Here is a 24,287-nt window from a genome sequence, read left to right as displayed (position 1 = left end):
ACATGCCACCACACACCAGCTCGTGCGCGGGACCTGAGTACCCCTGCCTGTGCGGGGAGCCCTACCGCGCGTCCCGGTACGCGGGCGAGGGCAGCGGACCGCTCTCGTCTGCGCGGGGAGCACTGTCGGTCAGGTCTGGCCCGAACCCATGACGGCGGCCGGGGACGTCCTGCCTCCACCTGACCGTATGCGATCCGTGCCTGAGGCGTTGGTGGACCATCACCGACAACCGCGGGACCCCGGGGCGAATCGGCCCGGGGTCCCGTACGGGGGGAGTGTGCACAGTTGCTGAGTTCAACGATGGACTGCAGGCGGTGTTACGCCCACTCAACGCCCAGTTCCTGCAGGGCGGTGCGCTGGTTGGGGGTGAGTTTGTCGCGGCGGGTTTTGGTGTTCGTGATCCACACCCCGAGTCGGACGGTGACCGGTCCTGCTTCGCCGTCGATCACGATCTCTTCGCTGTGTCCGCGGGGTACGGGCCGCCCCACGCCCTCTCGTTTGATCCACTGCGTAAGGGCGGTCAGGCCGCGTTGGAAGGCCTGCTGCGCCTTGGCCGACGGCTCGGCCCCAGCCTCCTGCCCTGCCGGGGGAGGGGTGGCTTGTTCGGCGGGCGTAATGCCGAGGCCAGTAAGCCGTTGCTGCTGCTCTCCGGAAAGCTGGGACCAGTTGTGCCGTTGCCGCATGATCCATGCTCCAAGGTCGTCGCCTTCATACCGCACTCCGGGTTGGACGCCGGCGACGGAGTGGTCGGGTTCGGTCGTGGCGAGGTCGGCCAGGATGGCGTGGTGGCGTTGCCAGTCCAGGGGCCAGGGGCAGTTCCAGTCGGGGTCGATGGCGGCGAGTTGTGCGGCGCGGGTGGTGGCGCGTTCGGTGTTCTTGCCGAGGCCGCCTTGGCGGCGGAGGTTGGCCATGTGCTGCCCGACCGGCACCAGCTGCCCGTCGCTGGCGGCCCACACCGCGTCCTGTCTTGGTGCCAAGTGCCCGTGGGCGCGGTGGAAGGAGCGGAACGCGGCTAGTTTGGTTTCCCAGGCTTGGTCGCCGGGTTCCCAGACCATGCCGGCTTCGGGCTCGTCGAGGAGCTTCCTGCGGCGTTCTTCCAGCTCCCCGGCCCGCAACGCCCTTCGCTGTTGGTTGACCCACCTGCCGAGCGGGAACCGCACCACGCCCAGATCGACCTCGGTGTCGTAGGGCACCGCGTGCAGGCCGTTGATGCCGTTCTCCTGGCGCCAGCGTCGTAGGGCTTGGTAGCCCTCGAGCCAGACCAGGGATTCGGGCCGGTAGACGCGCGTGCGCAGGAATGCGGCGATGGTGGCGGGGTCGCGGGGGGTGGCGAAGTGCAGCAGCGCAGACTTCACCGGGGCTTCTGCCCCCGTCCCGCGCTCCGTGCCGCCCTGGCCCTCGCCGCCGGTGGTGCCGATGATGCGGCCGTCGGCGTCTCGCAGGACGTGGACGGTGCGTGTTCCGCTGCTCAGCGCACGCGAAGCGAGTTGTTCGACGAGGTGTTCGTCGTGTGCGCGCAGTCCTTGGAGGACGGCGACCAGGGGCCGGTATGAGGCTGAGGCGATCATGTTGTCGGGGTCTTCGCCGGGCTGGAGGAAGACCGGCACGATGATCCGGGCGGTCTTGATGGTGCCGTTTGGGTTCGGCCGGAGTGCCCGGCCGATGTTCTGGACGATCTCGACTTGTGAGCCGCGGGTGTCGGCGAAGCACACGGCTTCGACGCCGCGTTCGCCGGTGATGTCGACGCCTTCCCCGAGGACGCGGACGCTGGCGAGGAACGCCCGCTGGACCCGGCGCCCGTGGGCGTCGGTGCCGCCTGCGAACTGACCGATGACTTCGCGTCGCTCGGCGACGAGGTGGTCGCCGCACAGCCACTGCGCCCACACCCGGTCCGGGGCGGCGTGCCGGTGCGGTGGGAGCTCGTACCCCTGGGCGCCGATCGACGACGCCGGTAGCTCCTGGGCTTCGGCCAGGGCGTGCTCGGACGGCTCGCTCTCATACAACTCCGCCGCGGTCTCGGGCAGTTTCGCGGCGAACGCGGCCGCCTCTTCGACGCGCTGGTGGAACGTCATGACGGTGCGCAGGTTGTGGGCGGCGGCGTGTTCGATCAGCGCGGTCTGCAGGAGGGCCAGGCGCCGACCGCGTACCTGTTCCTCGGGGGCGCCCAGGGTGTAGTCGGGGTCCTGGATTTCCAGGACGTCGATTTCGAAGCCGGCGAGGATGCCGCGTTCGATGGCTTCGGACAGTCCGAGTTCGTAGATCCACTGGCCGTAGGTGCCGGCCGGGTCGTCGCTCATGGAGGCGATCTCGAGCTCGCTGCCGTCCTTGCCGACCGGGGGGCGGGGCGCGGCCAGGATCCGCGGGGTCGCGGTCATGTAGAGCCGGTGGGAGACGGGGATGCGGGTGTTGTCGTGGATCGCGGCCCAGGCCCGCCCGAGGTCCCCGGCCGTGCCGTGCGCTTCGTCCACGACCGCCAGGTCGAACGGAGCCATGCGCTGCCCGTACAACCGTGCCCCGCCCGCCAGGGCAGCTTCCAGCGGCCCCCGCACCCGCCCCAGGCCCGACGGATTCTCGATGTCGTCGCGGTCGACCAGCGAGGCGTAGGTGGCCAGCACCACCACCGGCCCCGCCCCCGCCCACAACGCCAGCCGGACCGGATTCGTCGTGGCCCGCACCCCGAGCTGCTCGAGGACCTCGTCGCCTTCCAGCGAGCACACCGCGACCATGGGCCCGCGGTGCCCGACGGTGCGCCAGGCCTGCGCGGTCTGCACCAGCAGGTCCAGGGTGGGCACCATGACCAGGATCCGGCCCTCCCGGAACAGATCCAGCGCGGCCACGGCAGCCGTGATTGTTTTCCCCGACCCGGTGGCGGACACCAGCGTGGCCCGCGCACCGCCGGCGGGTACCGGCGCCCGTCCCGGGAAGCCGACCCACTTCCGGATCCGCGCCTGCGCATCGACCTGGTGCTCGCGTAGCTGCACGAATCTCACGCCTGCTCCCTTGTGCTGTGGCGGCGTGGAGTCCATCACCTGGTGCTCCCATCGTCTGGGCCGCCGTCTCGTCCACCCGTGGACGGTCCACGGCCGGCGACCCGTTGCGTGCTGTGGGCCGGGGTCCGGGGTCCGGGCGGCTCAGCGCCGAGCCGACTTCGGCGCTGCCCGCCGGCCCCGGCTCGGCGCCGCATACTTCGGGGTGCCAGGCCGGCCCTGGTGTGGCCCGGCTGTGTGGGCATGGCCGCCTGGCCGGTGATCGCTCAGCGCACGCGTGCGAGGTGGATGACGCTGACGCGGATCTGCTGTTCGCCGATCTCGTACATCACGCGGTAGGCGCCGATGTGGATGCGCAGCAGGTCGGCGCTGCCGAATGCACCGTCGGGGCGCGGGTCGACGGCGAGGTGGTCGACAGCGGCGAACACCTGGCGTACCCCGTCGGGGTCGTCCTTGGCGAGCCGTTCCGCCTGGGCGAGGGCCTCGGGCTCCCAAATGACCTCGTAGCTCACGCCGTGCCCTCGCCGAAGATCCGCCGGTAGGCCTCCTCGTGCGGAACACCGGCGTCCTCACCCCGGGCCTGGCGCGCCCGGTAGGCGGCCAGGGCCCGCAGTTCCTGCAGTTCCAGGGCGTCGGCGGGGCTGACCAGTATGGCGACGGTCTGGCCGTGGTCGGTGATAGCGACCGGTTCACGGGTGGCGCTGACCTCGCGGGCGATGGCACCCAGGCGAGCCCGGGCTTCCACGATCGAGTACCTCGTCTCCGCCATGCACACCACCTTACACAAGTGTGCACATGGCGGGGGAGGCCGTGCCAGGACACAGGCGGGTGCTGCCCCGGGGCAGCACCCGCAGGTACGGGGGACCTTGGGGGTGGGCGAAGTTCTCCCGCGTACGTGCGGAGGGGAGGCTGGTCGTCCAGATCGACGAAGGAGGGCGAGGCAGTTCTCCCGCGTACGCGGAAGGCGAGCATCCCGCAAGCCCCGGGGATCCCCTCGGTGCTGCCTGCATGCTCCTCGCGCTGTTCTCAGCCTCAGAATGCACACGGGTACGTACCCGTACCCCTTATGCTGTGGTGCGCCACCACGAAAGGGGACCCCAGGTGTCCGATGCGAACGTTCGTATCCCTGCCGAGGCCCGGGACCGGCTGTCGGAGATTGCCGCGGCCGAGGGCCTATCGCTGCGCGCTTACCTGGCCCGCCTGGCCGACACCCTCCTCACTCCTGCGGAGCGGGCCGAGCGGGCCGAACAGGCTCGCGCCGTTTTGAACGCCTGGAACGGCTACGCCCCCACCCCCGCCGAGCAGGACGACCTGGACGCCGAACTCGACCGCCGCCTGACCCAGGCCACCGGCCGGTGAGCCAGATCGTGCACGTCGTCCTGGACGACACCGCCATGGTCGCCGCCGGCCGTGGCAATCTGCTCGCCTCCCGCCTGATCCACCGCGCCCACGGCGAGGCTGGCTGGCACCTGTACGCACCTACCTGCGCCCTGGTCGAGGCTGACCGTGCCCGCCCCGGCACCGCCGAGCACATCGCAGCCCTGCCCGGCATCACCGTCGTCGACCTCGACCTGCCCGCAGCCCTGGCCTTGGCCCGCGAGGCCACCTGGGCCACCGCCCACACCCGCCACACCGCCCTACCCACCCCGGAACGCCCTGACGGTGCGGTCATCGCCACCGCCGCCCCGGAACAGTGGGCCGGGCAGCCCGTCAGGACCCTCGACCTGACCTGACCGCCGGGGCGGAAGCCCCATGGATGCCTGGCAAACCGGCGACGGTCCCGGTCGGGATGCGTACCGGGGAATTGCAAGGCGGCCGGGCGCGATGACCGTACTGGACGAGTGCTCGCTCTATCCTCTCCCGGCTCGTGCGGCCCCGTAGACCGTCGATGCGCCGCCGCACCGCAGCCGGATGCACCAGCAGGCGTTGCCCGGCCACGTACCGCTCGGCAGGCAAGGCCAAGCCGCGCTGCCACCACATTGCAACAGACGGAAGGACCGCCGGTGGGAATGCTCGGGGAGAGCCTCGACCGCGCCGTGCAGGGCGCGTTCACCCGCCCCATCCCGGTCCGAGCCCGCACCAAACAGGCCGCAGCCACCACCGGCGGCATTGTCATCGACAGCCGCGCCCGCTTCGGCTTCACCGCCGCCCCCGGCACCACCGACGACGCCCGCCTGCGCCTGATCACCCAAGCCCTCCCACCGGAGTACGCCGCCCGGCTCTTCGAAGCCCGGGACCAAGGCGCTGGCGAACAGCACCTGCGTGCGATCGCCGCCGAGGGCCTGCAGGACACGCTACTCGGCGTCACCACCGACTACGGGACAGAGCCGTTCATTGTACAGTCCCCCGCCGTGCGCCATTTTGGGGCTGTGACTGGAAAGAAGGACGGCACTCCTTGCCGGACTCGGGAGGGCGGCCCCAGTCGAGGACGTGGACGCCTGCGCTGTGGACGAGGCGGATGTCGAGGTGGAGGAGCTGGACGGGGGAGCGGCCGTGGCGTTGCAGCCATCGGTTGCGGCGGCGCTGTTCCGCGGCGCTCAGTTCGCTCCAGTGGTCGTAGTGGACACCTGGCGAACCCGCTGGATTTTCCCGGTGCCAGGCTCGGACGAAATCGGTCTCCTGCGGCGCGGTCTGCAGGGTGATCAGGGCCCAGGCCGTGGTGTAGGGCAGTGTTGGACCGTGCTGGTTCATGAGTCGGCGGGTGCGTAGCTGCCGCAGGGGTGCCACGAGCCATCGTCTCTGGTGACGGTTCATGTTGGTGTGCTCCCGGGCTCGTGAGGGCGGTGCCATTGGGTGGCAGCGGTCTTGAGATCGTGATGACCAAGGGCGTGGAGGGTCTGGACCAGCGCTCGCAGGAAGACTTCGCGTTGCTGCGGTGTATGCAGGGCGGCGAAAAGCTGGTTGATGAAGCGCCCGATGTCACCGCGGAGGTCGTCGCTCTCGCTGGAGTGGTGCGGCATCGACAACCCTTGCAATGCAGCGGTCAACTCGTCCAGGTTTGGCAGCCGTTCGGGAAACCGGTCAGCCCACCACACGAGGCGTAGCTCGGGGTCGGCGAGCAGGCGTTGTAGGTGGACGAGGCGTTGCCGTTCGTCCTCGTATGCCGTCTCTGAAGCCTGGTGCCTGCGTGCGTGTTCCTCGGCGTGGTTGCGGTCCTGGCGCGGGACGGTCAGGTGGACCACCCCGGTCACCTCTAGTCCGAGAGCCGCCTGGTTCCACTGCATCAGGACAGTGTTGGCAGCGTCCTGGGACGAAGCGGGATTGAGGACTGAGTGCCGGCTCAAGATCTGGGCGGTCTGCCGGCGTAGGTGGTGGCGTGCTACCACTACCGGGTCCGGATGGCCCAGGGAGTCGGTGTGCGGCCCTCGCCAGATCCCCTCGATGTGCACGGTGAAGAAGACGCCGGCCAGGTGGCTGGCCATCCGCTCGTTGTTCAGCACGAGCGGATGGCACCCGCCATTGTCCACCGCGCGGCTCGACGGAGAGGCTTTGCGGCGGCTCCAGACGTTCACGTCAGTGCGAGGGCGTCGTCGCTGTCAAGGTCTGGGTCGGCGTCGGCTGCTCCGTGTGAGGTCGTCTGATCCGAGATCAGCCGGTTGAACAGCATCTTGCGCCGGGCCCGCCCCAGATCCGAGCTGCTCGAGGAACCCACCAGGAGCTCTGCGGCTCCTTGCTGGCCCAGCCGACCACGCAGTACCGCAACGGCCAGCGGCAGGACTTGGTCGTCCGACAGGTGGGGAGAGTCCAGCCAAGCAGCCAGACGGTCATGCGCTGCCTGGGTCGTCGTGGTCTCCATATGGGCTGCGCGCCAGCCTTGCACGAACAGCTCGTGGGTCAGTGTGTCGGCATCATCGCCTTCCACTCTTGCGGGCGGGGGCAGGAAGGTGTCCTGGGCCATGTCGGTCAGCGCCAGGAATGTGCTGGCCCCGGCCTCACGGACGGCAGGGGCATCAGCTTGGGTCCAGCCGATGATCTCCGAGAGCACCAGAAGCCGCTGTTCGGGGGCGCTGGCCAGGGATCGGACAGCGTTGGCGACGGCTTCGTTGGCCAGCCCGTCGCTCCGCGAGGCCAGTAGGCGAAGTCGGGTCAGGGCGACCCGGGGATAGCTTCGGCTCAGCTGGCCGGCGCAGATGCCTGCGACTGCTGAAGCCAGTTCCTTGCTGGTGGTTTTCTGCTGTGCCCAGTCGTAGAGCTGTTTGCGTACACCGGGGCCTGTTACGGGATGGAGCGCCATCGTCTCCAGTACTTCAGTGGCCAGTTGCCGATGAGCGGAGCGGCCTGTGGCAACCCAATTGCTCGCCACCGTCAGGACGAGCCTGCCGCCGGGCTGCGCGGACAGATGGACCAGGCACTCCGCGATGCGAGGCAGATGGCTCACGGCGGTTCCGTTGGGTGCGCTGATACTCGATGCCCACTCCAGCAGTGCCTTGCGCAGTTGCGGGCGCTGCTGCCACACGTGGGTCAAGACCGCTTCGGCGAGTCCGTGTCGTTCGGCCTCCAAGGAGACGCCCTCGTCCTGGATCAGTGACGCGTGGACGGTGGCGAGCCGGTTGACCAGGTCTCGGCCGGCCAGTGGACCGCCGGGCGGGAGCTGACCGCCGACGTCTGAGAAGAGTTCGTCTGCTGCTTCCAGTACGACCTTGGCGGGTGCGCCCTCGAGCAGTGCCACGGCGATCAGGAGCGCTCGCTCACGTAGGTCTTCGGCGCCCGAATGATTCGTGAACCACTGCTTCAGGTGGTCCTGCCAGTTGCTGAATTCCTCCTTGACCGAATCTTCGGCGTCGTCATGAGCCTGCGCAATGAGCCGTGCCAGGCGGGCGGCGTCGGACGGAGAGGCCGACTCTGAAAGGAGCGTGTCAAGCGGATCCGTCGTCAGCCAATCGGCCCTGTGGGGTGCGAGATGCAGCAGATGGGTCTCGGCGACCTTCCGGGCTGGCGGACGGGACATGCTCACCGTCGGCACGGTGGCCAGTGTTCTGGGGCCCCAATTCTCTGGGGTAGCCAGAATGATCAAGAATGCCTCTGTGGATTCTGCTTCCTTCTGGTAGCCGGTCAGTCCGGTGTAGAAGTCTTCAGGCAACTCTGGATAGCTCGTCAGGTCCAGGACGAACCCGTATCCCTTGGTGTGAGGGACCTGCTCGATTCGGGGCTGGTCCCAGTCCAGTAGCAACCAGCGAATCCGTTCCCGGGGCACGCCTGCTTTGCAAAGAATCCGCAGCGCGGCAGCGCGCCGGCCAGTTCCAGGCCCACCGAGAAGCACCAGTGCGGGGCGTCGGCCGTGCGAGCGGCTCATCAGGTCGATTGCGTGACCCACCTGGCTGGAACCCGCAGTGCCCTGTACATCGACGAATGCGTGTTCCGCGAGGTCCATCTCGTGGTCGTCCAGACCGGTTCCTCGCAAGTACTGCCATCCGCGGACGTACCGATGGTGATGCTCCTCGTAATTGCCGCCGACCTGCGTCACGCTTCCCTGGCCAGTGGCCTCGGCATGCTGGATGGGTACTACCTCGGAACTCTCCCAACCAGTCATGACTGCTCCCGGCCGGTAGTGGTGTAGTCGCGACCGACCTGAATCAGCCGTGACTTACCACTGGCCCGGCCCTTTTGTTGCACACGTGCTGTGTGCTCGCTGGGGGCTCCACCGTTCCCGGAGGGAGGTTGTGGAGCGGGGCCCTGGGGCTCCTGCGGCGCTCCGTCGTCACCACCGGAGAGATATGGGCCGAGTGTTGCCGGGAGCAGGCCAGGAACGTGCAGCCAGCACACTTCCTCGAACCCGGGCTTGCCCTCGACGCGGGCGATTGCTTTGAGGAACTGCCGTTCGGCAAGGCTTGGGGTCCTGTTGGCGCGGACGGTGCGGCGGAACACCGTATCCGAAACGACGGCAGCCAGCAGGGCACTGTTGTCCACTGCGGCGGCCATGGCATGACGGATTTCGTCACTGTCCACGAGCCGGCAGGCGTCGTTGATGGCATCGCCGCGGTGGTTTGGCGGAGCGAGCGGGCCAACGTGGACGCTAGCCCGCAGGCGGATGCGCGGGGCGCTGGCCAGACGGGTCTGGTCGTAGCGGTCCAGAGCCCGGCTCAGGTGGCCGAGAAAGGGATCGACAAGCCGTGCAGTGTGCCGGGCTGGGAGCACGAAAATCGCACCGTCGCCGCGGTCCTTGTGGGAACCGTCGTCAAGCGCTGCAATGTCCACGATGCCGCTATGCGCGAACACGGTGGTCAGGATGTCGTCCAGATCGCCCCGGACCGGAGCCATCCTTGCTTCGGCGATCTGACTGTAGTCCTTCATGTCGACGACCAGGACAGCGTGCTCGGGCGGTACGTCGACATTGCCGGACGGGGCAACAGTGGTCACAGAACACCAGCCTTTCGGCAGAGGGAGCGGTGCGGTTGGTGTCCCATGCTGGCCGTGTCCGGACATCGCATGGTGCCCACTAGTGGGCACCATGCCGGTGGGGTCGGTCACGTCTCGGTGTGTGCGTGTGCCTGGATCGACGTGATGTCGTGAATGAGGAGCCCGCCTGCGGCCCCGGTGGCGAGCCAGCCATGCTCGCGCCACGGTTTGAGAGCAGAGCCCACGGCGTTGCGTGACGCGCCGATCATCTGTGACAGCTCTGTCTGTGTCAGACGCACCGCGTGCTGAGCGCCAGTTGTAGATGCGGCATGTATCAGGCGGGCGAGGGCTGAGGCCAGGCGAGCCGGCACCGCAGCTGTGGCCATTTCCAGGCGCACCGCTTCGGCCTCTCGAACCCGCGCGATGGCGTGGCGCAGCAGAGGAGTCAGAAGTTCATGTTTGTCCACGAAGGTCAGGAAGTCCGAAGCCGGGATGATGTGGATCTTGCAGTCTTCGGCAGCGATGACCGAGGCGGTGCGTGGCTGGTCGTCGAGAACTGCCAACTCGCCGAGCAGTTCACCGGCTCCACGGACAGCCAGCAAGGTGCGTTCCCCGTGAGCTCCGGTCAGTGTGACCAGAGTTGAGCCAGCCGTCAGCAGGATGACGTGGGTGCCGGGATCTCCTTGCCGCAGTAGCACGCTTCTGGCGGGGCGTCTGCGTACAGGAGCCAGTTCGGACAACTGCGACCACAGGCGCTGGCCGATGACTGAGATGTGCGGCTGGTACAAGCTACCCCCAAAATACGGCAACCGTCACATCGTGATGTTCAAGCAGTGATGCACGGACCGAGTAGCGCAAAACCGGCCATAGCGATAGCGGCTATCGTAAGATCGACGGCCCACTTGATCGCCCGCAGCTTTCTGTGGGCCAAGGCCGCAAGCGCTGCCAGCCGTTCTGCCTCCGCCTGCTGGCCCTCGTCCAGACCCATGCTCCGAGAAGCAGACTCTGCGTTGTGCTGGTGGGCGCCGGCAACCGATGAGACGAAAGCACCTAGCCCGCCGTCTCCTGGCAGTGCGGGGCGGATAGCGGAAAGCGCTGCGATGATCGCCATCCCGAGGAATGCCGCAACGCCCACCAGAGCCCCGACTGACAGCCACTGAGACCACGGCAGACTCGACAGCACCGCCACATCAACGGCGAGCAGACCGCCCGCCACGCCACACAATGTGGTCGCCTTTCCGTCTGCCCGCTGCACTTGTGTGAACATCTCCGTAGCCCTGGCCTCAACCCAGCGGCGGCCCAGTTCTGCCGCCCTGGCAGCATCACCGGTGTCAGGCATGTTCCCCTCTTCCCTCTCGAAATGCGCAGTGCATACGCACTCACCCTGCACGAAGGGCGCCAGCTGCAGTGCCCACTGCATGGCGTCATAGGGGCCACCCCCGTCACAGCCCGTACATGCAGTGGGTTTGGGCAGCTCGCATTCCTTTCTCGTCGACGAGAGCCCTTCCGGCGCCGAACGATGGGCGGTTTGTGGTCCACGGCCTGTCACCGCGGAGCGATCGCTGGGTGACGATGCGCCGCGGGGCCGCTCGGAGGATGACTAACCAGCGGACAGCGGTTTCCGAGCACGATCTGCTGCTCCTGAGGTCGGACGGCCTGCCAGAGCCGGGTCTGGTGGTTGCCGACCTGCGCCGCGTGGAATGCCGGGGTATGGCTGCGAGCCGGTGGGGGAGCGGCTGGCCGCCCTGCGCTACACAGATGTCGCCCGCCTGCTCCAGGAGCGCCCTCCCGGGTGGCGGTTGCCGCCTAGTGGCTGGGCCATAGGCGGTACAGGTGTGCGGCGTCGGCTTGGAGCACATCGTGCAGGTCGTCCGGGTCTTCGGGAAGGGTCAGGCCGAGGCTGGTGGCGGATGCGCGGTAGGCGGGAACGGCGTCGGGGTCGCCGGCGGCCAGGAGGGTGGACAGGGGCGGCTGGTTGTCCTCGGTGGCGCAGTCAGCCAGGGTCAGTACCCGGGCCTGGTCGCCGGGGGACAGCGAGGGCAGGGCGGAGCCCAATTGGCGCTGCAAGGTGTCCCAGGAGGTGAGGCGCCTGCGCCGGGCGGCGCGCAGCAGCGCCCCGCGGACAGCCTGGGCCACCGAGGCCAGTTCCTCCGGGGAGCGGTCGGCGACTGGAGCTGGGCGCGGCGCCGGAGTGGGCCGCGAGACCGGTACCGGTACCGGTCTTGGCGTCGGCGTCGGCTTGGGTGCGGAGGTGGTGGCCGGTGGCTGGGTGGCGGTGGTGTGGGGCACCGGCGCGGTGGAGGGGCCGGCGTGCACAAGCGGGACGTGTGCCGTGCCCGGCAGGGGGGAGGAGGGCTTCTGGACACGCCGTGCCTCCTCCAGCAGCGCCTGCTCCTGGCGGGACAGCCGGTGCCCGTTCCGGCGCAGGCCGGTGGCCTGCGCTACCAGGGAGCGGATCTCGTCGGGCTGCCCTGCGTCCAGGGCTTCCTGCAGCCGGGCGAACACCTGCTGCCGCCGAGCGTCCTGCTGATCCCGCCAGTGCCGAGGTTCTTCCAGGGCGGCCTGGAGTCTGTCGCGGACAGCGGCGTCCTCCGTGTGGTCCAGCAGGTGCTCACCCTGAGCGCATAGCTCCCGTACTTCGGCCAGGATTTCGGTGCGCCGCGCGCTGGCCAGCCGTAGCAGCAGGCGGCCGACCTCGGTCGGGAGCTTGACGCGCACTGGGCCGGGGCCCGCCGCAGGGCCCGGGGGGTCGGGCGTGCCAGCGGCCACGCGCTGGGCCTCGGGGGCGTTCTGTGGGGCCTGGGGTGGCGGGGCGGCGGTGATCTGCCGGTGGCGCCTGAGTTCGGTGACGGCCGGTGTCATAAGGCCTTGCGGGGTCATCGTGCACTGGTCCAGGGAGAACCACCGGATGCCCTTGGCCAGGGTTTCGGTGCCGATCCGCATCCGGCGGCACGGCCCGTCGCTGTAGAACTGGACCCGGTGGACGTACCGGCGCAGGGCCAGCGTCATGAAGTCCACCTCCACTCCGGGCCCGAGCAGTGTCTCGGTCTGCCCGGTCGGATCCCAGCGCACCGGTACCTGGTCGTTGATGTGGACCCGCAGCCGCAGGCCGCTGTCGACCTCGAGGTCCACCACGGACCCGACCGGTGTCCCCTTGGCCCGGGTGAAGTGGAAGTGGCCATCGCGCCCCTGCGCGCCCAGCCAGGCGGTCATGGCCTGCTTGAAGTACAGGTGGTCGGCGCTGCCCACGTCCCGGAAGGCGCGCGAGCACACCGTCAGCGCCCCGTCCGGGTCGGGGTAGTGTGCGAAGTGACAGACCCGGTCGGTATACAGCTTCGTCATCAACTGCCCACCGCAGCCGCCCAGCAGCACCCCGCACCAGAACGTCGCACCGCGGTGCAGGTGCCGGAAGACGTCCAGGTCGAACGCTTTCTGCGGCAGTGCCAACGGTTCCTCGGAGTCTCTGTGGCCGAGCACCGCGGTGCGGATCCGCCGTGTGTCGCTTCTCGTCGCCATCCCGGCCCCCTCCGCCGCCGACACGCCCCGCCCTGTGCCGGAACGCCCCCTGGGGACCGGCAGCACCGATGTTTCCAGCCATCGCCCGTGCGGGGCAGGCCCGTTCACGCTATTGCGCCTATCGCATTTTTTTGCGATCCTCGCAATCATGGATCTGATCGAGGACATCATCGCGATTCGGTACCCGCTGCCTAAGCCCGGCGACGTCCACCCCGAGGAGCTCTTCGCCGACGCGCTGGAAGCCGCCGAACGGGACCGAGCCGAGGCCGCGGCTGACCTGCAGGCGAGGTGTGACGGCCTGGAGATCGACCCGCTGCTGCTGGAACTGCAGAACGCCAGCGCCCGGCGCCGGGCCGCCGAAGCCGACACCCGCCGCCTGCTGGCCTACGCCCGGCAATTCCACGGCACCCGCCCCTACAAACTCGAAGACCTGGCCGCCGCGACCGGCATGACCCCCTCCGGGGTGCGCACCGCCTTCTCCGATGCCGAGATCGCCTTCGTGACCGAACACGTCAACCGGGCTGCGGACGGCCGTCCCAGCCGCAGCGGGCCAAGGGGAGCACGATGACCGGCCCCTTGTCTCCCGCCGGCACCTACACCCTGCCCGGAGCAGTGGCCGGGCTTGGAAGCAGTGATCGAAGAACAACCTTGGCCGGTAGTACCCGCACCCGGGAACTCCCCGGCCTCAGCTTGTACCTCGCGCACTGCACCGGATGAGGCTCCGCCTATCGGGGCCGGTGAAGGCGACAGCCCCACGGCCGGGCCGCTTGGTCGAACTGGCCGCGGCCTCGTTGCCATGAGAGCCGCTTCCAGGGGCTCTGCGCCCCTGCCGCACCCGAGCCCACATTGGGGGAACAGCGTCCTCCTCGATTGCGCCCTCACGCAACTACCGGTAGTAGACGAACAGCACTTGTATGGGCTTGGGCCTCGCTGCGATCGGGGGACACGTGTCCGTCCAGCTTGTTGCGGCGCTTGGGTTTACGCCGTTGGCCGGGGCCGCTGGTCCGTGATGACGCGTCTGCGCATCTGGCTATCGGACTTCTGTCGAGACCGGGTCGAGGAGGAAGAGGCATTGGTCCGCGTTGAACTCGCCTACTTCGGCAACGAAGCGGAACTTGTCGCCTGCTGCGACGGTGGCGGGGATGTTGTTACCGGTCAGTTTCAGGTCGCCGATGTTGACGTCCTCGTACTTGAAGGCCGGGCCGTTCGCCGTGTTCGGCCCCTTGTCGCCTGGGCCTAGGAGGAGGTCGTAGCGGGTGTTGTAGTCACCGTGGTGTGCCATGTTCACGATGGAGCCGTTGAACGCGACCGTCTGGCCCTTGTGGTTGGATGCGAAGTCAAGGTTCGCGTCGTCGCAGGAGTCCGCCTTCAGTAGCGCCGCGAACTCCGGATTGTTCGCAGGCGTGATCACCTCAGCGGCGGCCGATTCGGCCGCGGTTGCAGTCGGCGTAGCGGAGGGCTTCTTGCTCGCAGCGGCGGCCGGCATGTGTGACTCGTCCTTCTTCTCACCTCCGCCGCTGAGCGCAGCGGCAGTGCCGATGACGATGGCCAGGATCACGAGGATGGCGGCGCCCGTGCCGATCAGGAACCACGGCAACGGCTTCTTCGGCCGACGAAAGCCGAGGGTGGAGCGAAGGGTGCCCTGAGACTGCTCCACGAGCTCCCAGCCATCCTTTTGCATCTTCGAGATCACCAAGCTGTCGGTGCCGCGAACTGTCTTCACGGTCTTGTACTCGTACTTGATCTCGTCAGCCATGCTGCTCCGCGCCCCCCAAATGGACTGTTCATACCAACTGCCCGGCGAGCATAGGGGACTCGGGGAGGAATCGGCATCACCGGCGTCCTCGGGCCCCGAGCTGGCCGTCCGGGCCAAGGAGCACTCGATCGGAGACAAAGGCGGCTCGTCAGGTCGAGCGGCTAGGCGCGCCGAGCAGACCCGTGCCGTTCTGGATTCCTGGAACTGCTACGCCCCTACGATCGCTGAGCAGGACGCTCTGGACGCCGAACGGGACAGCCGCCTCACCCAGGTCACCGGTCGGCGAACCAACTCGTGCAGGTCGTGCTGGACGGCCCGCCGTGGTTGCCGCCGGCTGCAGCAACCTGCTCGCTTCTTGCCTGATCCACCGTGCTGGTGCCGAACCTGGCACCTGTGCGTACCCGCCTGCGTCGCGGTCGAAGCCGACCGCGCCCGTCCCGGCATCGCCGAGCATTGCAGCCCTGCTTTGTATCACCGCGTCCACCTTGAGCTGCCCGCAGTTCTGGCGCTGTCAACGTCACGCGGTAGGTCCGAGTTCTGTCCCGGGTGGGTGTGACGGTTGGAGGGTGGTTCGTCGGTGCGGCTATCCGGGTGGTTCGGGCGTGCGGGGTGGTTCCGATGGGCTGGGTGGCGTGTTGCAGGGGGCGGTGTATCTTGCATTGCCGCAGTTCAGGGAGGGGATTCGTGCCGAAGAGGAAGATTGTTGACGAGGGGGAGGTCATCCGGTGGTTCGAGGATGGCTGGAGCTATCAGGACATGATTGATGAGTACCGGCGGAAGTACGGCATCGACACGGTGTCCTCGATGTGGGGGAATTTTCGGTACAGGCGGGGGCTTGATCGCAGGATCGCGCGTGATGACGAGCTGATTCCGTGGGCGGTGAAGAAGGAGCACCGACAGCTGTATCCGGTGATCATGCTGCGGGTGGAGGCCCGTCGGCGGGCCGGCTTGGCACTCGACGAGGACAGAGCCAAGCGTTTGGAATCATGGCGAGTCATGCTCGAGGAACAGGGCACGGTCGTCCACTACGACCCGGACACGGCGAACGGCTTTTCCTACATACCCCGCGAGCCGGGTGACGCAGACATCATCCGCAAGCCCCCGATGAAGACCACCCAGCGGCGTAACGCGGACGAGCGCCTTTAACGCTGCGACCACCAAGGCGGCCGGGGGCGCCGGGATGTGATGGGGAAGGCCCCGGCGCCGGCGATGACACATCAGCCCGCGGGCACGCGTACACCGTTGCCGAACTGCAGCGGGTACGGACGAGGCGAACCGAGCCGAGTGGCATGTTCCCGGGAGCCGCGTGTCAACGGCCTGCGCAGGCGGCATGGATTTTGGGGCCGGCTGTTGTCTGTTGCCGTGGGGATGTGACGTGCCGCGTTGCCTTTATTGGTCCGTGTACGGGGGGATGACGCGGACGACGGCGATGAGTTGCAGGCGGGGCAGGGGCAGGGCGTAGAACCATCCGTCTGCGAGGAGGGGGATGCGGCGCAGTCCGCCGGGGACGCCCTTGCGGGGGCCGTCGCCGATGTCGGTGACGTCGACGCCCACATCGGCCAGGACGACGAGTTCGCCGGCCAGGAGGAGAAAAGGACCGGGGTAGCCGCCGACGTATGAGGCGAACGGCGCCAGCGAACCAGGTCAAGGCCGACGCGATGGTGGTGGGCGCGCGGTCGAGGGCGGTTGGGGGCTGGGCGCGCTCCGAGCCGGCCCGTGGCTGTGGATCACGTTCACGGCCTACCTCGACGGGATCGATGTTGTAGCCGTCAGGGACATCGACAACCTTCTCCAGGCGGCGCGAGCCGGGTCATGGCCAACGTGACAGCAGTGCAATGTACCCAAGATCACGCGATGTTACTTTTCGGTTCGTCTGAGCGCGGTGTGGATGATGTGTCAAAGTACGCAAGGGCTGCTCTATGCATCGCATGGTGCAGGTGACCGATTTTATGAATTCACGTATTAGCGGGGGCGCATTAGTGAGCCAGGAAAAGCCGAGAGTCGGAATGTACCTGCGGCAGCTCGGTGTCAGGAATTTCCGATCGTGCTACGACATCGAGGTCGACTTCCAACCTGGCATCACGTTGCTCGTGGGCGAGAACAACTCCGGTAAGTCCAACGTCATCGAAGCGCTCCGGCTGGCCACCACACCGCTGAACCGCCGGGCCACGCGTTGGTTCGACGAGGTCGACCTGTCCCATGGCCGCGAAGGCCAGGAGGCCCAGTTTCGCGCCACCTATGACGGCCTGTCGACAGCCCAACGGGCCCACTACATCACCGCGCTCGACGTAGCATCGAACCAAGCCGCATACACGACGACGTACAAGCGGGACGAGGCCCGGCAACAGATGCGGCCGACCGTAACCGCAGGTCCGGTAGACGGGCCGGACGCCGAGCCTGACAAGCGCGACCAGATCGCGCACGTCTACCTGGCGCCGCTGAGGGACGCGCAGCGCGAGTTGGACTCATCAGACGGGAACCGGCTGCTGCGGATCATCCGCTACCTCACCGAGAAAGACGAACAGGAAGATTTCCGGGCCCAGGCTAACGACTCGTTCACGGAGCTCAAGAAGCACCCCGTCCTGACCGCCACGACCAAGGAAATCCAGGGCCACCTGGGCGAGCTGACCGACTCCGTCCGCGGGCAGACGGTGGAAGTCACCTTCGCCGAGTACGAGCTGCATCGCCTGGCGCGCAGTCTGCGAGTGAAGATGGCTGAGGCTGGCATACCGCCAGCCGACCTCGCCGAGTCCGGCCTGGGCTACGCCAACCTGCTGTTCATCGCGACGGTGATCCTGGAACTGCGCAACGCCCAGCACATGGAGCTCACGCTGTTCCTCGTCGAGGAGCCCGAGGCTCACCTCCACCCGCAGCTCCAGGCCGTCCTGCTGGATTACCTTCAGGAACAGGCCGAGGCTTCCCTCAAGGACGACACCCAGGGTCCGGCCGGCCGCATTCAGGTCATCGCAAGCACGCACTCGCCCAACCTGGCCAGCAGCGTCGGTATCGAAAACGTCGTGGCCCTGCGCACGCGGGTGGACCAGGAGACCGTCCAGGACGAGAAGGGCGAGGAAAAGGAGGTGCTGCGCCGGAAAACCCAAGCGCTCCCGCTGGTCAAGCTCGCCTTGGCCGACGACGAGCGACGGAAGATCAACCAGTACCTGGATGCCACTCGGGCCGGCTTGCTCTTCGCCCGTCGCGTCATTCTGGTCGAAGGCATTGCCGAGGCCGTTCTACTGCCGGTCATCGCCCGCCACTGCGTCTTTGGCGGTGAGGACCAGGCCAAGCAGCGCCGGGACTTCCACGGGGTCACGATTATCAACGTCGGCAGCGTCGACTTCGCCCCGTACATCACGCTGCTGCTGTCGGAGGTCAACGGCTGCCGGCTGCTGGACAAGCTGACCGTCATCACCGACGGCGACCCGGATATCCCAAAGGAGAAGAAGGCCGAGGACGGGGAGACCGAGGACGGTCAGGGCAAGGCCCAGGAGTCGACGGTCGTCCCAGCCGAAGGTGACTCCACCAACGAGGACGCCAAACCAGAAGAGGACGAGCCGGAAGACGACGATGACGACACCGCGGTGAACAACCGCAGAGACCGGCTGACCACTCACGCCGAGTCCATCGGGGCAGCCGACCACCTCATCGTCGCCGAGGCTCCCCACACTCTTGAGGCTGACCTTCTCGGGCCCGAGGCCAATGAGCCGGTACTCAAGGCGGCTTTCCTGAAGCAGAAGCCGCGATCCAAGACGAAGTGGCAGGAGATTCTCGACAACGAGCGAGGGCCTGCTTGGGGTTTTTACCTGAAGCTCCGCAAACACAAGAAGTTCATCGGCAAGGGCGAGTTCGCGCACGACGTGGCCCTGGCCATCGCCAACGGAGAGACCTTCGAGGCCCCTCAATACCTGACTGACGCCGTCCGGGGCGTCCTGACGGACACGTCGGGTGAGGCACGTTGAACGAGGCGAAGCTCACCGAAGATCAGCAGGCGCTCGTCGACGCCAAAACCAGCCTGTTCGCGGCCGCCTGCCCTGGCGCCGGCAAGACGCGCGCCATGGTCGCCCGCTTCCTCAAGCGGACCGCAGAGGAGCCCCGACGTGGGATCGCTCTGATCTCCTTCACCAACGCAGCCGTGGACGAGGTTCGACGTCGCTGTGGCAACCAGGGGGAGGCCCTGCGGGCACCCCACTTCATCGGCACGTTCGACACCTTTATCCACCGCTTCATCGTCACCCCGCTGTACGTAAGGGCTTACGGTCGAAAGCCGAATTATGTGCAGTCCTGGCATGAGGTGGCCAGCACGAGCTTTCGCTTGCGGGACATGGGACGGACGAAGAACCTGGAGCTGAAGTGGTTCGACTTTGATCCAGATGGTCGGGCTCACCTGAACTCGAACCGGGTGCCGCAAGACTTCGGGGACGCTGGGGCGCACCGCATGTTGGCGCAGCGCAAGCAGGAAGCGGAAGCCAACGCCTCCCACATCTTTGGCCGGCTTCTCAGAGCCGGAACCATCACGTGCGAGGCGGCCCGCGTTCTGGCCGCGTTCTGGCTGGGCAGCTCCGAAGAGCGGACGATCCTTGAAGGGCTGCTGCGGGCTCGTTTCGCCGAGGTCATCGTGGACGAGGCGCAGGACTGCGGCCGAGAAGAACTTGGCATCCTGGAGTTCCTCCGGGACTGCGGCGTCCGTGTGGTCATGGTCGGCGACGTCGACCAGTCGATCTACGAGTTCCGGAACGCGACCCCGGCCGCCGTCCAGGAGTTCGCTGCCAGCCTGCCCGACCAGCTCGCGCTCGTAGACAACTGGCGCAGCTCTCCTGCCATTGTCGCCTTCAACAGTGGGCTGAGGTTCGGCCAAGAACTCCTTGAGACAGCTCGCGGAGAGTACTCCGTAGTGCAGACCCCGGTTCACCTGATCGAGTTCTCAGCGCTCGACCAGATCGTGCCGGCAGCGCTGGACGTCGCCGAGCAGTACAAGCTGGTCGCGGATGACCTTGTAGTCCTGTCGCATGCCGAGGCCCACGGGATGAAGGCGGCTGGCGTGGTGAGTCTGGAGGGTGCCAGCAGCAACCGGGTGCTGGCCATCGCCAACGCCGGTTACAAGCTTCGGTCACGGGAGACGGATCCCAAGGCGCGCAAGACGGCTGTCGACCAGGTCCAGCGGGCCATCCTGGCGGCGCTGACCGTGGCGCGGGAGACACAGCACCACAGCTTTGCCGCGGTCTGCGAAGAGATTGGTGTCGATCCTCGGTGGCTGGAAGGCTTCGCGGTGCGGCTTGCCTTGAGTCTGGATGCCGAAGGAAAGACCCGGAGTGACTTTGCCGCCTCGGTGCGCGACTCGTTGAAGACGGCCGACTGGGGCGATGTGCTGGCCCCCGCCTCCAGCGACCTGGGCAACCTGTTCAAGGCGCCATCTGAGGGAGCCTGGGCCAGCGTCGCCAGCTTCGGCAACATCCCCTCAGTCCGTTACTCCACAGTCCACGGCGTCAAGGGCATGGAGTTCCCCGGAGTCGTGCTCGTGCTGCCGGACAGGCTACGAGTGGACAAGGTCACCGAACGAACCGTCCTTGACGACTGGGAAGGCGACCACAACACCGAGGCCCGGCGCGTCCTCTACGTCGCCGGTTCCCGGGCGCAGCAGCTACTCGTGTGTGCAGTTCATCGCAAGCACACCGACCGAGTTGCCTCGCTGCTCAACGCCAAAGGCGTTCCGTACATCAAGGCGTAGGTCGGGAGCTTTGTGGCTCTGGCGAGTTCGATGGACAGACCCCGATTCTCTGCTTAGGGATATTTCGAACAGTAGTGTGTGGCCTGGATAGAGGAGCGGCATGCGGGTGGGGCAGGCCGCGGGCACACGTACGCCGTTGCCAAACGACAGCGGGTGCGGATGAACCGGGCCGAGTGGCTTGTTCTCGGGAGCCCGTGTCAACGGCCTGCGCAGGTGGCATGGATTTTGCGGCTGGCTGTTGTCTGTTGCCGTGGGATGTGACGTGCCCGGTTGCTTCTATTGGTCGGTGTAGGGGGGGATGACGCGGACGACGGCGATGAGTTGCAGGCGGGGCAGGGGCAGGGCGTAGAACCACCCGTCTGCGAGGAGGGGGATGCGGCGCAGTCCGCCGGGGGCGCCCTTGCGGGGGCCATCGCCGATGTCGGTGACGTCGACACCCACATCGGCCAGGACGACGAGTTCGCCGGCCAGGCGCTCGACCTCGGCCACGACCCGCGTAGGCAGGCCGTTGACGACATGCTCGGCGTCCGGGTCGTACTCCCAGCGCCAGCCGCTCAAGACCGACCGCTGTGGGGCAGTCCGGCCTCGGTGGCGGCCTTGTCGAGGATCCACCCGATTTCGGCGGCGACCGTCCTGGCCTCGTCCGGGTCCTCGACGACGGCGGCCCGGGCTTCGAGGTGCCGGAGCCGGGCGGCCTGTTCCGGATGGCGTTCAATGGCGACCTGCAGTGCCCACTGGCCGAGGAAGCGCCGCATGGGGGCGGAGCTGACCTCGCTCCGCGCCTGGGTCATGGCCGCGGCCCGCTCGGCATCGAAGGTGGGCACCGCCTCCGGCGCGATCCGGGCGAGAGCGGCTCGCAGCTCCTCGGCCGTAGAGGAAGGCTGCGGCACGCTCCGACGCTCCGGGTGTTCGGATGCGGTGCTCATGCTGCGTCCTTTCCTTGACTGCTGAGGTTACGACGGTGGGCTGCAGCCAAGGTGGAGACGTGCTGACGCGACCAGCCCACACGGGCGGCCACCGCGGCCGGTCCGCCGCGTTCGTAACGGGCGGCGATCCTGCCCGCTGCCTCACTCAGTGCCGTGCGCGCCTGCTCCAGCGCCAGGGAGTACTCCTCGACGGCGCGGGCGAGACGGTCCAGCTCGTCCGTTTCCTCGAGATCCAGTATGACGCGGGTCACGCGCGGTGAGGTCACCATGGGACGATCCTGCCTCACCTATAACGCAAACGCAATCGCGCTTGACATTTCCTGGAGGGTTGGCTCCGCGTGGCCGTGGACCGGCTACGCCTGGGCGGCCCTTGGCGGCTGTTGTCTTTGCGATCTTGAGGGATGCGTTTTCGCTGGTCAGGAATAGGTCCGGGGGCTTGGGGAGTGGTGACGTGTTTGGTTGTCGCTCTGGTGGAGGTCGGGGATGCCGTCGGTTGTGGGGCTGCTGGAACAGCGCGAGCTGATCGCTCGCCGTTTCGTATGGACGAGCTACGGGAGAAGGCCGACCGAATCCAGGCCGAGCTGGCCGTGGTCGAGCGAGAGTGGAACGAATGGGTTATCGCTCGCTCACGCGTCGGCGAGGTCCTGGCGCCCGGTGACGACGACGGCACCGATGCCGGCAAGGACCTGGCGGATGCCGGGCAGCCGCCGACAGCGGCGAGCTTTTCGGGGGCGGCGAAGCCGAAATCGGTGGTGCCGATGTGTCGTGCGGGGCCGGCCTGGCCGGCACTATCGGCGGACCACCTCTTGTTCGAACGGGTGGCCTAGTCTCGGCGGGTGACGCTCTACTTCGATCCGGTGGCGATCCTCGGCGAGGACCGTGATGCTTTTCGGGGCCGTTGGGAGGACCGGCTGTGGCTGAACGTGCCGGGGCCTTTCTACGGTGGGGAGACCGACACCTGCTGGACGGGACGGCTTTCGGCACCCGCTCTTGTTCTGTATGGGGGCGAGTACTTCGGCGAGTACGTCTATCGCCAGCCCAGGACGCTTGCGGACACGGCTTTGCTGGTCGAGGCGGCGGACAGCGACCCGTTCCTGGGGTACGGCTGTGATGGCGACTCGCGGTGGACACCGGAAACGGTCCGGGAGTGGTGGCGTGGCCGCGGCCAGGTCGTGCAGTACCTGTCCGATCAGCGGAGCAAATGGGACGAGAGCGACGCCTGGGCAGGCCAAGGCATAGCCGCTGCCGTCCGTGACTTCGAGCTCTACATCGGCGGTGACCTGGCGACTGACCTGCGGATCTACCTCTACTGGCTGGAGGAGCGGCGGTCGCCCACACCCGTTGACCGGTTGCCCGAGCTGTAGCGTCACGCGGCGAGCGCGTGGGTTTGCTGGGACCAAGCTGCCGCCTTCAGATGCGGGCGATGCGTTCTTCGAGGCTCTGCACCGACTGCTCGGTGTTCTGTCAGGGCCCGCACCGTGCGGGCTGGTCCGGTGTCGGGACGGGCGCGGAGTTCTTTGTCGCCCTATGGAGAGGCGGCCAACGCCCGGCCGGAGACCGGGTTTCCTCGACGGCACCGGCCCGGCCCTGGAGCGGCACGGCGAGTTGGACCAGGTTGCCCCGGGGACGTCGGCGCGTCAGCGCGAAGACGGGGGGCCGCTCACCGGCCGTGCCCCGTGGTCCCCGGCCTTCGGGAAGGCGCCGGTGATGCGGGCGGCAAGCCGCTTAACCTTCCGGCGGACCCGCTCGAGGAAGACCTCCGGCTGTGCGACCCGGCAGCCAGAGCGGCTTCGGCCCAGTGGGAGACTCCACGCGAGGGCCATCGCTTGCTCAACTGGGGAGAGAGCCTCCAGGACCTCGTTCAAGAGCGGGTCGTCGAAGCCCTCGACCTCGCTGCCGGCGTCGAGCCGTTTGGGGACCAGGTCCGTGCAGGGGGCCCGTCACCGAGCAGCGTGTCGAGCAGCAAGAGCCCCGGTCCGTTGGCCTTACGGTTCGAGACCGGGGCCATCTGCCCGGTGGATCACGCTGGCCTCGACCTTGAGCCGGTCCTGCGCGCAGGGGGTCAGCTGCCCCTCGTCGTAGAGCGGGTCCGCCCTGCCGGTCACCCGGCTCACTGTCGTGCGGGCGCACCGTCTGACCGCCGGCCGCGCCGAATGCCTCCTGCGGCTGCGCGACGCCGTGGGCATCGATCTGACCCGGCGGCGGTGATGGTGATGTCCGCCTGGCTGCCGGCGGAGCGGTCGCTCAGGAGTCGGTGGCGCCAATGCTCGGTGAGGATGGGACAAGTGACGCCAGCCTCCCTACTCGCTGGACGGGACGGTGGCCGTCTACGGGGCAGGATCCCGTGCACCATCCCGTGCGGCATGACGTGCACCATGCCGTGCATCATCCCGTGCACCGGGCTGACGGTCCGTGGGGGGTTTCTGCTGGTCAGGTGGGGTTTTCGGGTGGGTGGTTGGTCTGACTTCTCCTGTGTGAGCCTGTCTTGTTGGTGGGTGTGGGGTGGTGGCCGGCGGTTTCGGAGCTGCCCTCGGGTGGCGGGAGCCGTGGGGAGGCGCTGCGCTGGCCATGGGTGGAGGAGGGGGCGCCGGGTGGTGGGCCCGGCGCGGTGCGGATCGGGCCGGGCCCACGACGGCCTGTGGTAGGGGCGTATGAGGTGGCGTCAGTACCTGTCCGCGTGAAGTGGGCCCGGGGAAGCGGCCCGGACATCTCCTGGGGGAGCGGGGCGCGCCCGGAGGGGGTGGCCCCGTTTCCCCATCCCTACATGCTGCATCACATTCAGAAGCACACCAGCCCACCTACTTCCAGCCAGCCGGGCCCGCGTCAGCGGGCCCCAGCGGTGCGAGGCGAAGCCGAGGGCCGGTCAGGCAAGCGCAGCGCGCCTGACCATGAGGGCACGTCAGCACCCGTAGGTGGGCTGGAGCGAAGCGAAAGCCCACCCAGGGCCCGGTAAGGGGCAGGCCGAACGAAGTGAGGCCAGCCCCGAAGGCGGGGCCCCAACCCCGGAACGAAGTGAAGGGGTTCACGGTCCGCGAAGCGGA

General features: G+C 67.8%; 23 protein-coding genes and 1 pseudogene. 9 read left to right on the top strand and 15 right to left on the bottom strand.

All coding sequences use genetic code 11. From position 1 onward, the window contains the following. Positions 1 to 317 precede the first annotated feature (317 nt). From AB0F62_RS36905 to AB0F62_RS36895, 3 genes are all read right to left on the bottom strand, one after another. Positions 318 to 3,026: a Helicase associated domain protein gene (locus tag AB0F62_RS36905; RefSeq protein ID WP_361809833.1), complete on the bottom strand. Its 2,709-nt coding sequence runs from the start codon at positions 3,024 to 3,026 to the stop codon at positions 318 to 320. A gap of 227 nt (positions 3,027 to 3,253) precedes the next feature. Then, positions 3,254 to 3,499 (bottom strand): type II toxin-antitoxin system RelE/ParE family toxin, encoded by a 246-nt coding sequence (locus AB0F62_RS36900; protein ID WP_361809831.1) that lies wholly within the window; start codon positions 3,497 to 3,499, stop codon positions 3,254 to 3,256. Next, a complete protein-coding gene (locus tag AB0F62_RS36895; protein WP_361809829.1) occupies positions 3,496 to 3,756 on the bottom strand; it encodes a type II toxin-antitoxin system Phd/YefM family antitoxin in 261 nt (86 codons plus the stop codon). The genes AB0F62_RS36900 and AB0F62_RS36895 overlap by 4 nt, the downstream gene beginning before the upstream one ends. Before the next feature lie 332 nt (positions 3,757 to 4,088). On the opposite strand from AB0F62_RS36895, the gene AB0F62_RS36890 reads away from it, so the two are divergent. The 3 genes and pseudogenes from AB0F62_RS36890 to AB0F62_RS36880 form a co-directional block, all read left to right on the top strand. Further along, positions 4,089 to 4,346, top strand: coding sequence for a hypothetical protein (locus AB0F62_RS36890; protein ID WP_361809827.1), 258 nt, complete (start codon positions 4,089 to 4,091; stop codon positions 4,344 to 4,346). After that, the gene (locus AB0F62_RS36885; protein ID WP_361809825.1) at positions 4,343 to 4,720 is read left to right on the top strand and encodes a hypothetical protein; all 378 of its coding nucleotides are present in this window, start codon (positions 4,343 to 4,345) and stop codon (positions 4,718 to 4,720) included. Before AB0F62_RS36890 ends, AB0F62_RS36885 begins: the two co-directional genes overlap by 4 nt. A gap of 270 nt (positions 4,721 to 4,990) precedes the next feature. Continuing rightward, positions 4,991 to 5,278 (top strand): annotated as a pseudogene (locus AB0F62_RS36880) (XRE family transcriptional regulator); the annotation flags it as partial. A gap of 40 nt (positions 5,279 to 5,318) precedes the next feature. Here AB0F62_RS36880 and AB0F62_RS36875 read toward each other — a convergent pair. The 7 genes from AB0F62_RS36875 to AB0F62_RS36845 all read right to left on the bottom strand — a co-directional run bounded on the left by AB0F62_RS36875 (position 5,319) and on the right by AB0F62_RS36845 (position 12,839). After that, on the bottom strand, positions 5,319 to 5,678 hold the full coding sequence (locus AB0F62_RS36875; RefSeq protein WP_361809857.1) for a hypothetical protein: 360 nt from the start codon (positions 5,676 to 5,678) through the stop codon (positions 5,319 to 5,321). Between the two features lie 59 nt (positions 5,679 to 5,737). Then, positions 5,738 to 6,427, bottom strand: coding sequence for a hypothetical protein (locus AB0F62_RS36870; protein WP_361809823.1), 690 nt, complete (start codon positions 6,425 to 6,427; stop codon positions 5,738 to 5,740). 68 nt (positions 6,428 to 6,495) lie between these two features. Continuing rightward, positions 6,496 to 8,451, bottom strand: a complete 1,956-nt coding sequence (locus AB0F62_RS36865) for a hypothetical protein (protein WP_361809821.1) — start codon at positions 8,449 to 8,451, stop codon at positions 6,496 to 6,498. A 62-nt stretch (positions 8,452 to 8,513) separates the two neighbouring features. Further along, positions 8,514 to 9,344 (bottom strand): hypothetical protein, encoded by an 831-nt coding sequence (locus AB0F62_RS36860; protein ID WP_361809819.1) that lies wholly within the window; start codon positions 9,342 to 9,344, stop codon positions 8,514 to 8,516. 107 nt (positions 9,345 to 9,451) lie between these two features. Next, positions 9,452 to 10,111, bottom strand: coding sequence for a Crp/Fnr family transcriptional regulator (locus AB0F62_RS36855; protein ID WP_361809817.1), 660 nt, complete (start codon positions 10,109 to 10,111; stop codon positions 9,452 to 9,454). A gap of 38 nt (positions 10,112 to 10,149) precedes the next feature. Beyond that, a complete protein-coding gene (locus AB0F62_RS36850; RefSeq protein WP_361809815.1) occupies positions 10,150 to 10,662 on the bottom strand; it encodes a Pycsar system effector family protein in 513 nt (170 codons plus the stop codon). A gap of 467 nt (positions 10,663 to 11,129) precedes the next feature. Further along, positions 11,130 to 12,839 carry a hypothetical protein gene (locus AB0F62_RS36845; protein ID WP_361809813.1) on the bottom strand — a complete coding sequence of 570 codons (1,710 nt, stop codon included), beginning with the start codon at positions 12,837 to 12,839 and terminating at the stop codon, positions 11,130 to 11,132. A gap of 148 nt (positions 12,840 to 12,987) precedes the next feature. Between AB0F62_RS36845 and AB0F62_RS36840 the strand changes: the two genes are divergently transcribed. Next, positions 12,988 to 13,407, top strand: coding sequence for a hypothetical protein (locus tag AB0F62_RS36840; protein ID WP_361809811.1), 420 nt, complete (start codon positions 12,988 to 12,990; stop codon positions 13,405 to 13,407). A 462-nt stretch (positions 13,408 to 13,869) separates the two neighbouring features. On the opposite strand, the gene AB0F62_RS36835 is transcribed toward AB0F62_RS36840, so the two are convergent. Next, a complete protein-coding gene (locus tag AB0F62_RS36835) occupies positions 13,870 to 14,595 on the bottom strand; it encodes a DUF4839 domain-containing protein (RefSeq protein WP_361809809.1) in 726 nt (241 codons plus the stop codon). Between the two features lie 684 nt (positions 14,596 to 15,279). Here AB0F62_RS36835 and AB0F62_RS36830 point away from each other — a divergent pair. Then, positions 15,280 to 15,741 carry a hypothetical protein gene (locus AB0F62_RS36830; protein WP_361809807.1) on the top strand — a complete coding sequence of 154 codons (462 nt, stop codon included), beginning with the start codon at positions 15,280 to 15,282 and terminating at the stop codon, positions 15,739 to 15,741. Positions 15,742 to 15,984: 243 nt separating this feature from the next. On the opposite strand, the gene AB0F62_RS36825 is transcribed toward AB0F62_RS36830, so the two are convergent. Then, the gene (locus tag AB0F62_RS36825) at positions 15,985 to 16,149 is read right to left on the bottom strand and encodes a hypothetical protein (protein WP_361809805.1); all 165 of its coding nucleotides are present in this window, start codon (positions 16,147 to 16,149) and stop codon (positions 15,985 to 15,987) included. 374 nt (positions 16,150 to 16,523) lie between these two features. On the opposite strand from AB0F62_RS36825, the gene AB0F62_RS36820 reads away from it, so the two are divergent. Further along, a complete protein-coding gene (locus tag AB0F62_RS36820) occupies positions 16,524 to 18,554 on the top strand; it encodes an AAA family ATPase (RefSeq protein ID WP_361809803.1) in 2,031 nt (676 codons plus the stop codon). Next, entirely contained in the window at positions 18,551 to 20,320 is a 1,770-nt protein-coding gene (locus AB0F62_RS36815) for a UvrD-helicase domain-containing protein (protein ID WP_361809801.1), read from the top strand. Before AB0F62_RS36820 ends, AB0F62_RS36815 begins: the two co-directional genes overlap by 4 nt. Before the next feature lie 276 nt (positions 20,321 to 20,596). Here the strand turns inward: AB0F62_RS36815 and AB0F62_RS36810 are convergent, their stop codons facing one another. The 3 genes from AB0F62_RS36810 to AB0F62_RS36800 are packed head-to-tail and all read right to left on the bottom strand — an operon-like array spanning position 20,597 to position 21,497. Then, entirely contained in the window at positions 20,597 to 20,878 is a 282-nt protein-coding gene (locus tag AB0F62_RS36810) for a hypothetical protein (protein WP_361809799.1), read from the bottom strand. Further along, positions 20,875 to 21,246 (bottom strand): DUF6247 family protein, encoded by a 372-nt coding sequence (locus AB0F62_RS36805; RefSeq protein ID WP_361809797.1) that lies wholly within the window; start codon positions 21,244 to 21,246, stop codon positions 20,875 to 20,877. Before AB0F62_RS36805 ends, AB0F62_RS36810 begins: the two co-directional genes overlap by 4 nt. Beyond that, positions 21,243 to 21,497, bottom strand: a complete 255-nt coding sequence (locus AB0F62_RS36800; RefSeq protein ID WP_361809795.1) for a hypothetical protein — start codon at positions 21,495 to 21,497, stop codon at positions 21,243 to 21,245. Before AB0F62_RS36800 ends, AB0F62_RS36805 begins: the two co-directional genes overlap by 4 nt. A gap of 288 nt (positions 21,498 to 21,785) precedes the next feature. Between AB0F62_RS36800 and AB0F62_RS36795 the strand changes: the two genes are divergently transcribed. Then, complete coding sequence (locus AB0F62_RS36795; RefSeq protein WP_361809793.1) at positions 21,786 to 22,073, top strand: hypothetical protein; 288 nt, start codon at positions 21,786 to 21,788, stop codon at positions 22,071 to 22,073. 9 nt (positions 22,074 to 22,082) lie between these two features. Continuing rightward, positions 22,083 to 22,610, top strand: a complete 528-nt coding sequence (locus AB0F62_RS36790) for a ferredoxin (RefSeq protein WP_361809791.1) — start codon at positions 22,083 to 22,085, stop codon at positions 22,608 to 22,610. The last annotated feature ends 1,677 nt before the right edge of the window (positions 22,611 to 24,287 follow it).

Source organism: Streptomyces sp. NPDC026673 (assembly GCF_040638135.1).
In the GTDB taxonomy this organism is placed as follows: Bacteria; Actinomycetota; Actinomycetes; order Streptomycetales; family Streptomycetaceae; genus Actinacidiphila.
This window is presented reverse-complemented; position numbering and strand designations above follow the sequence as displayed.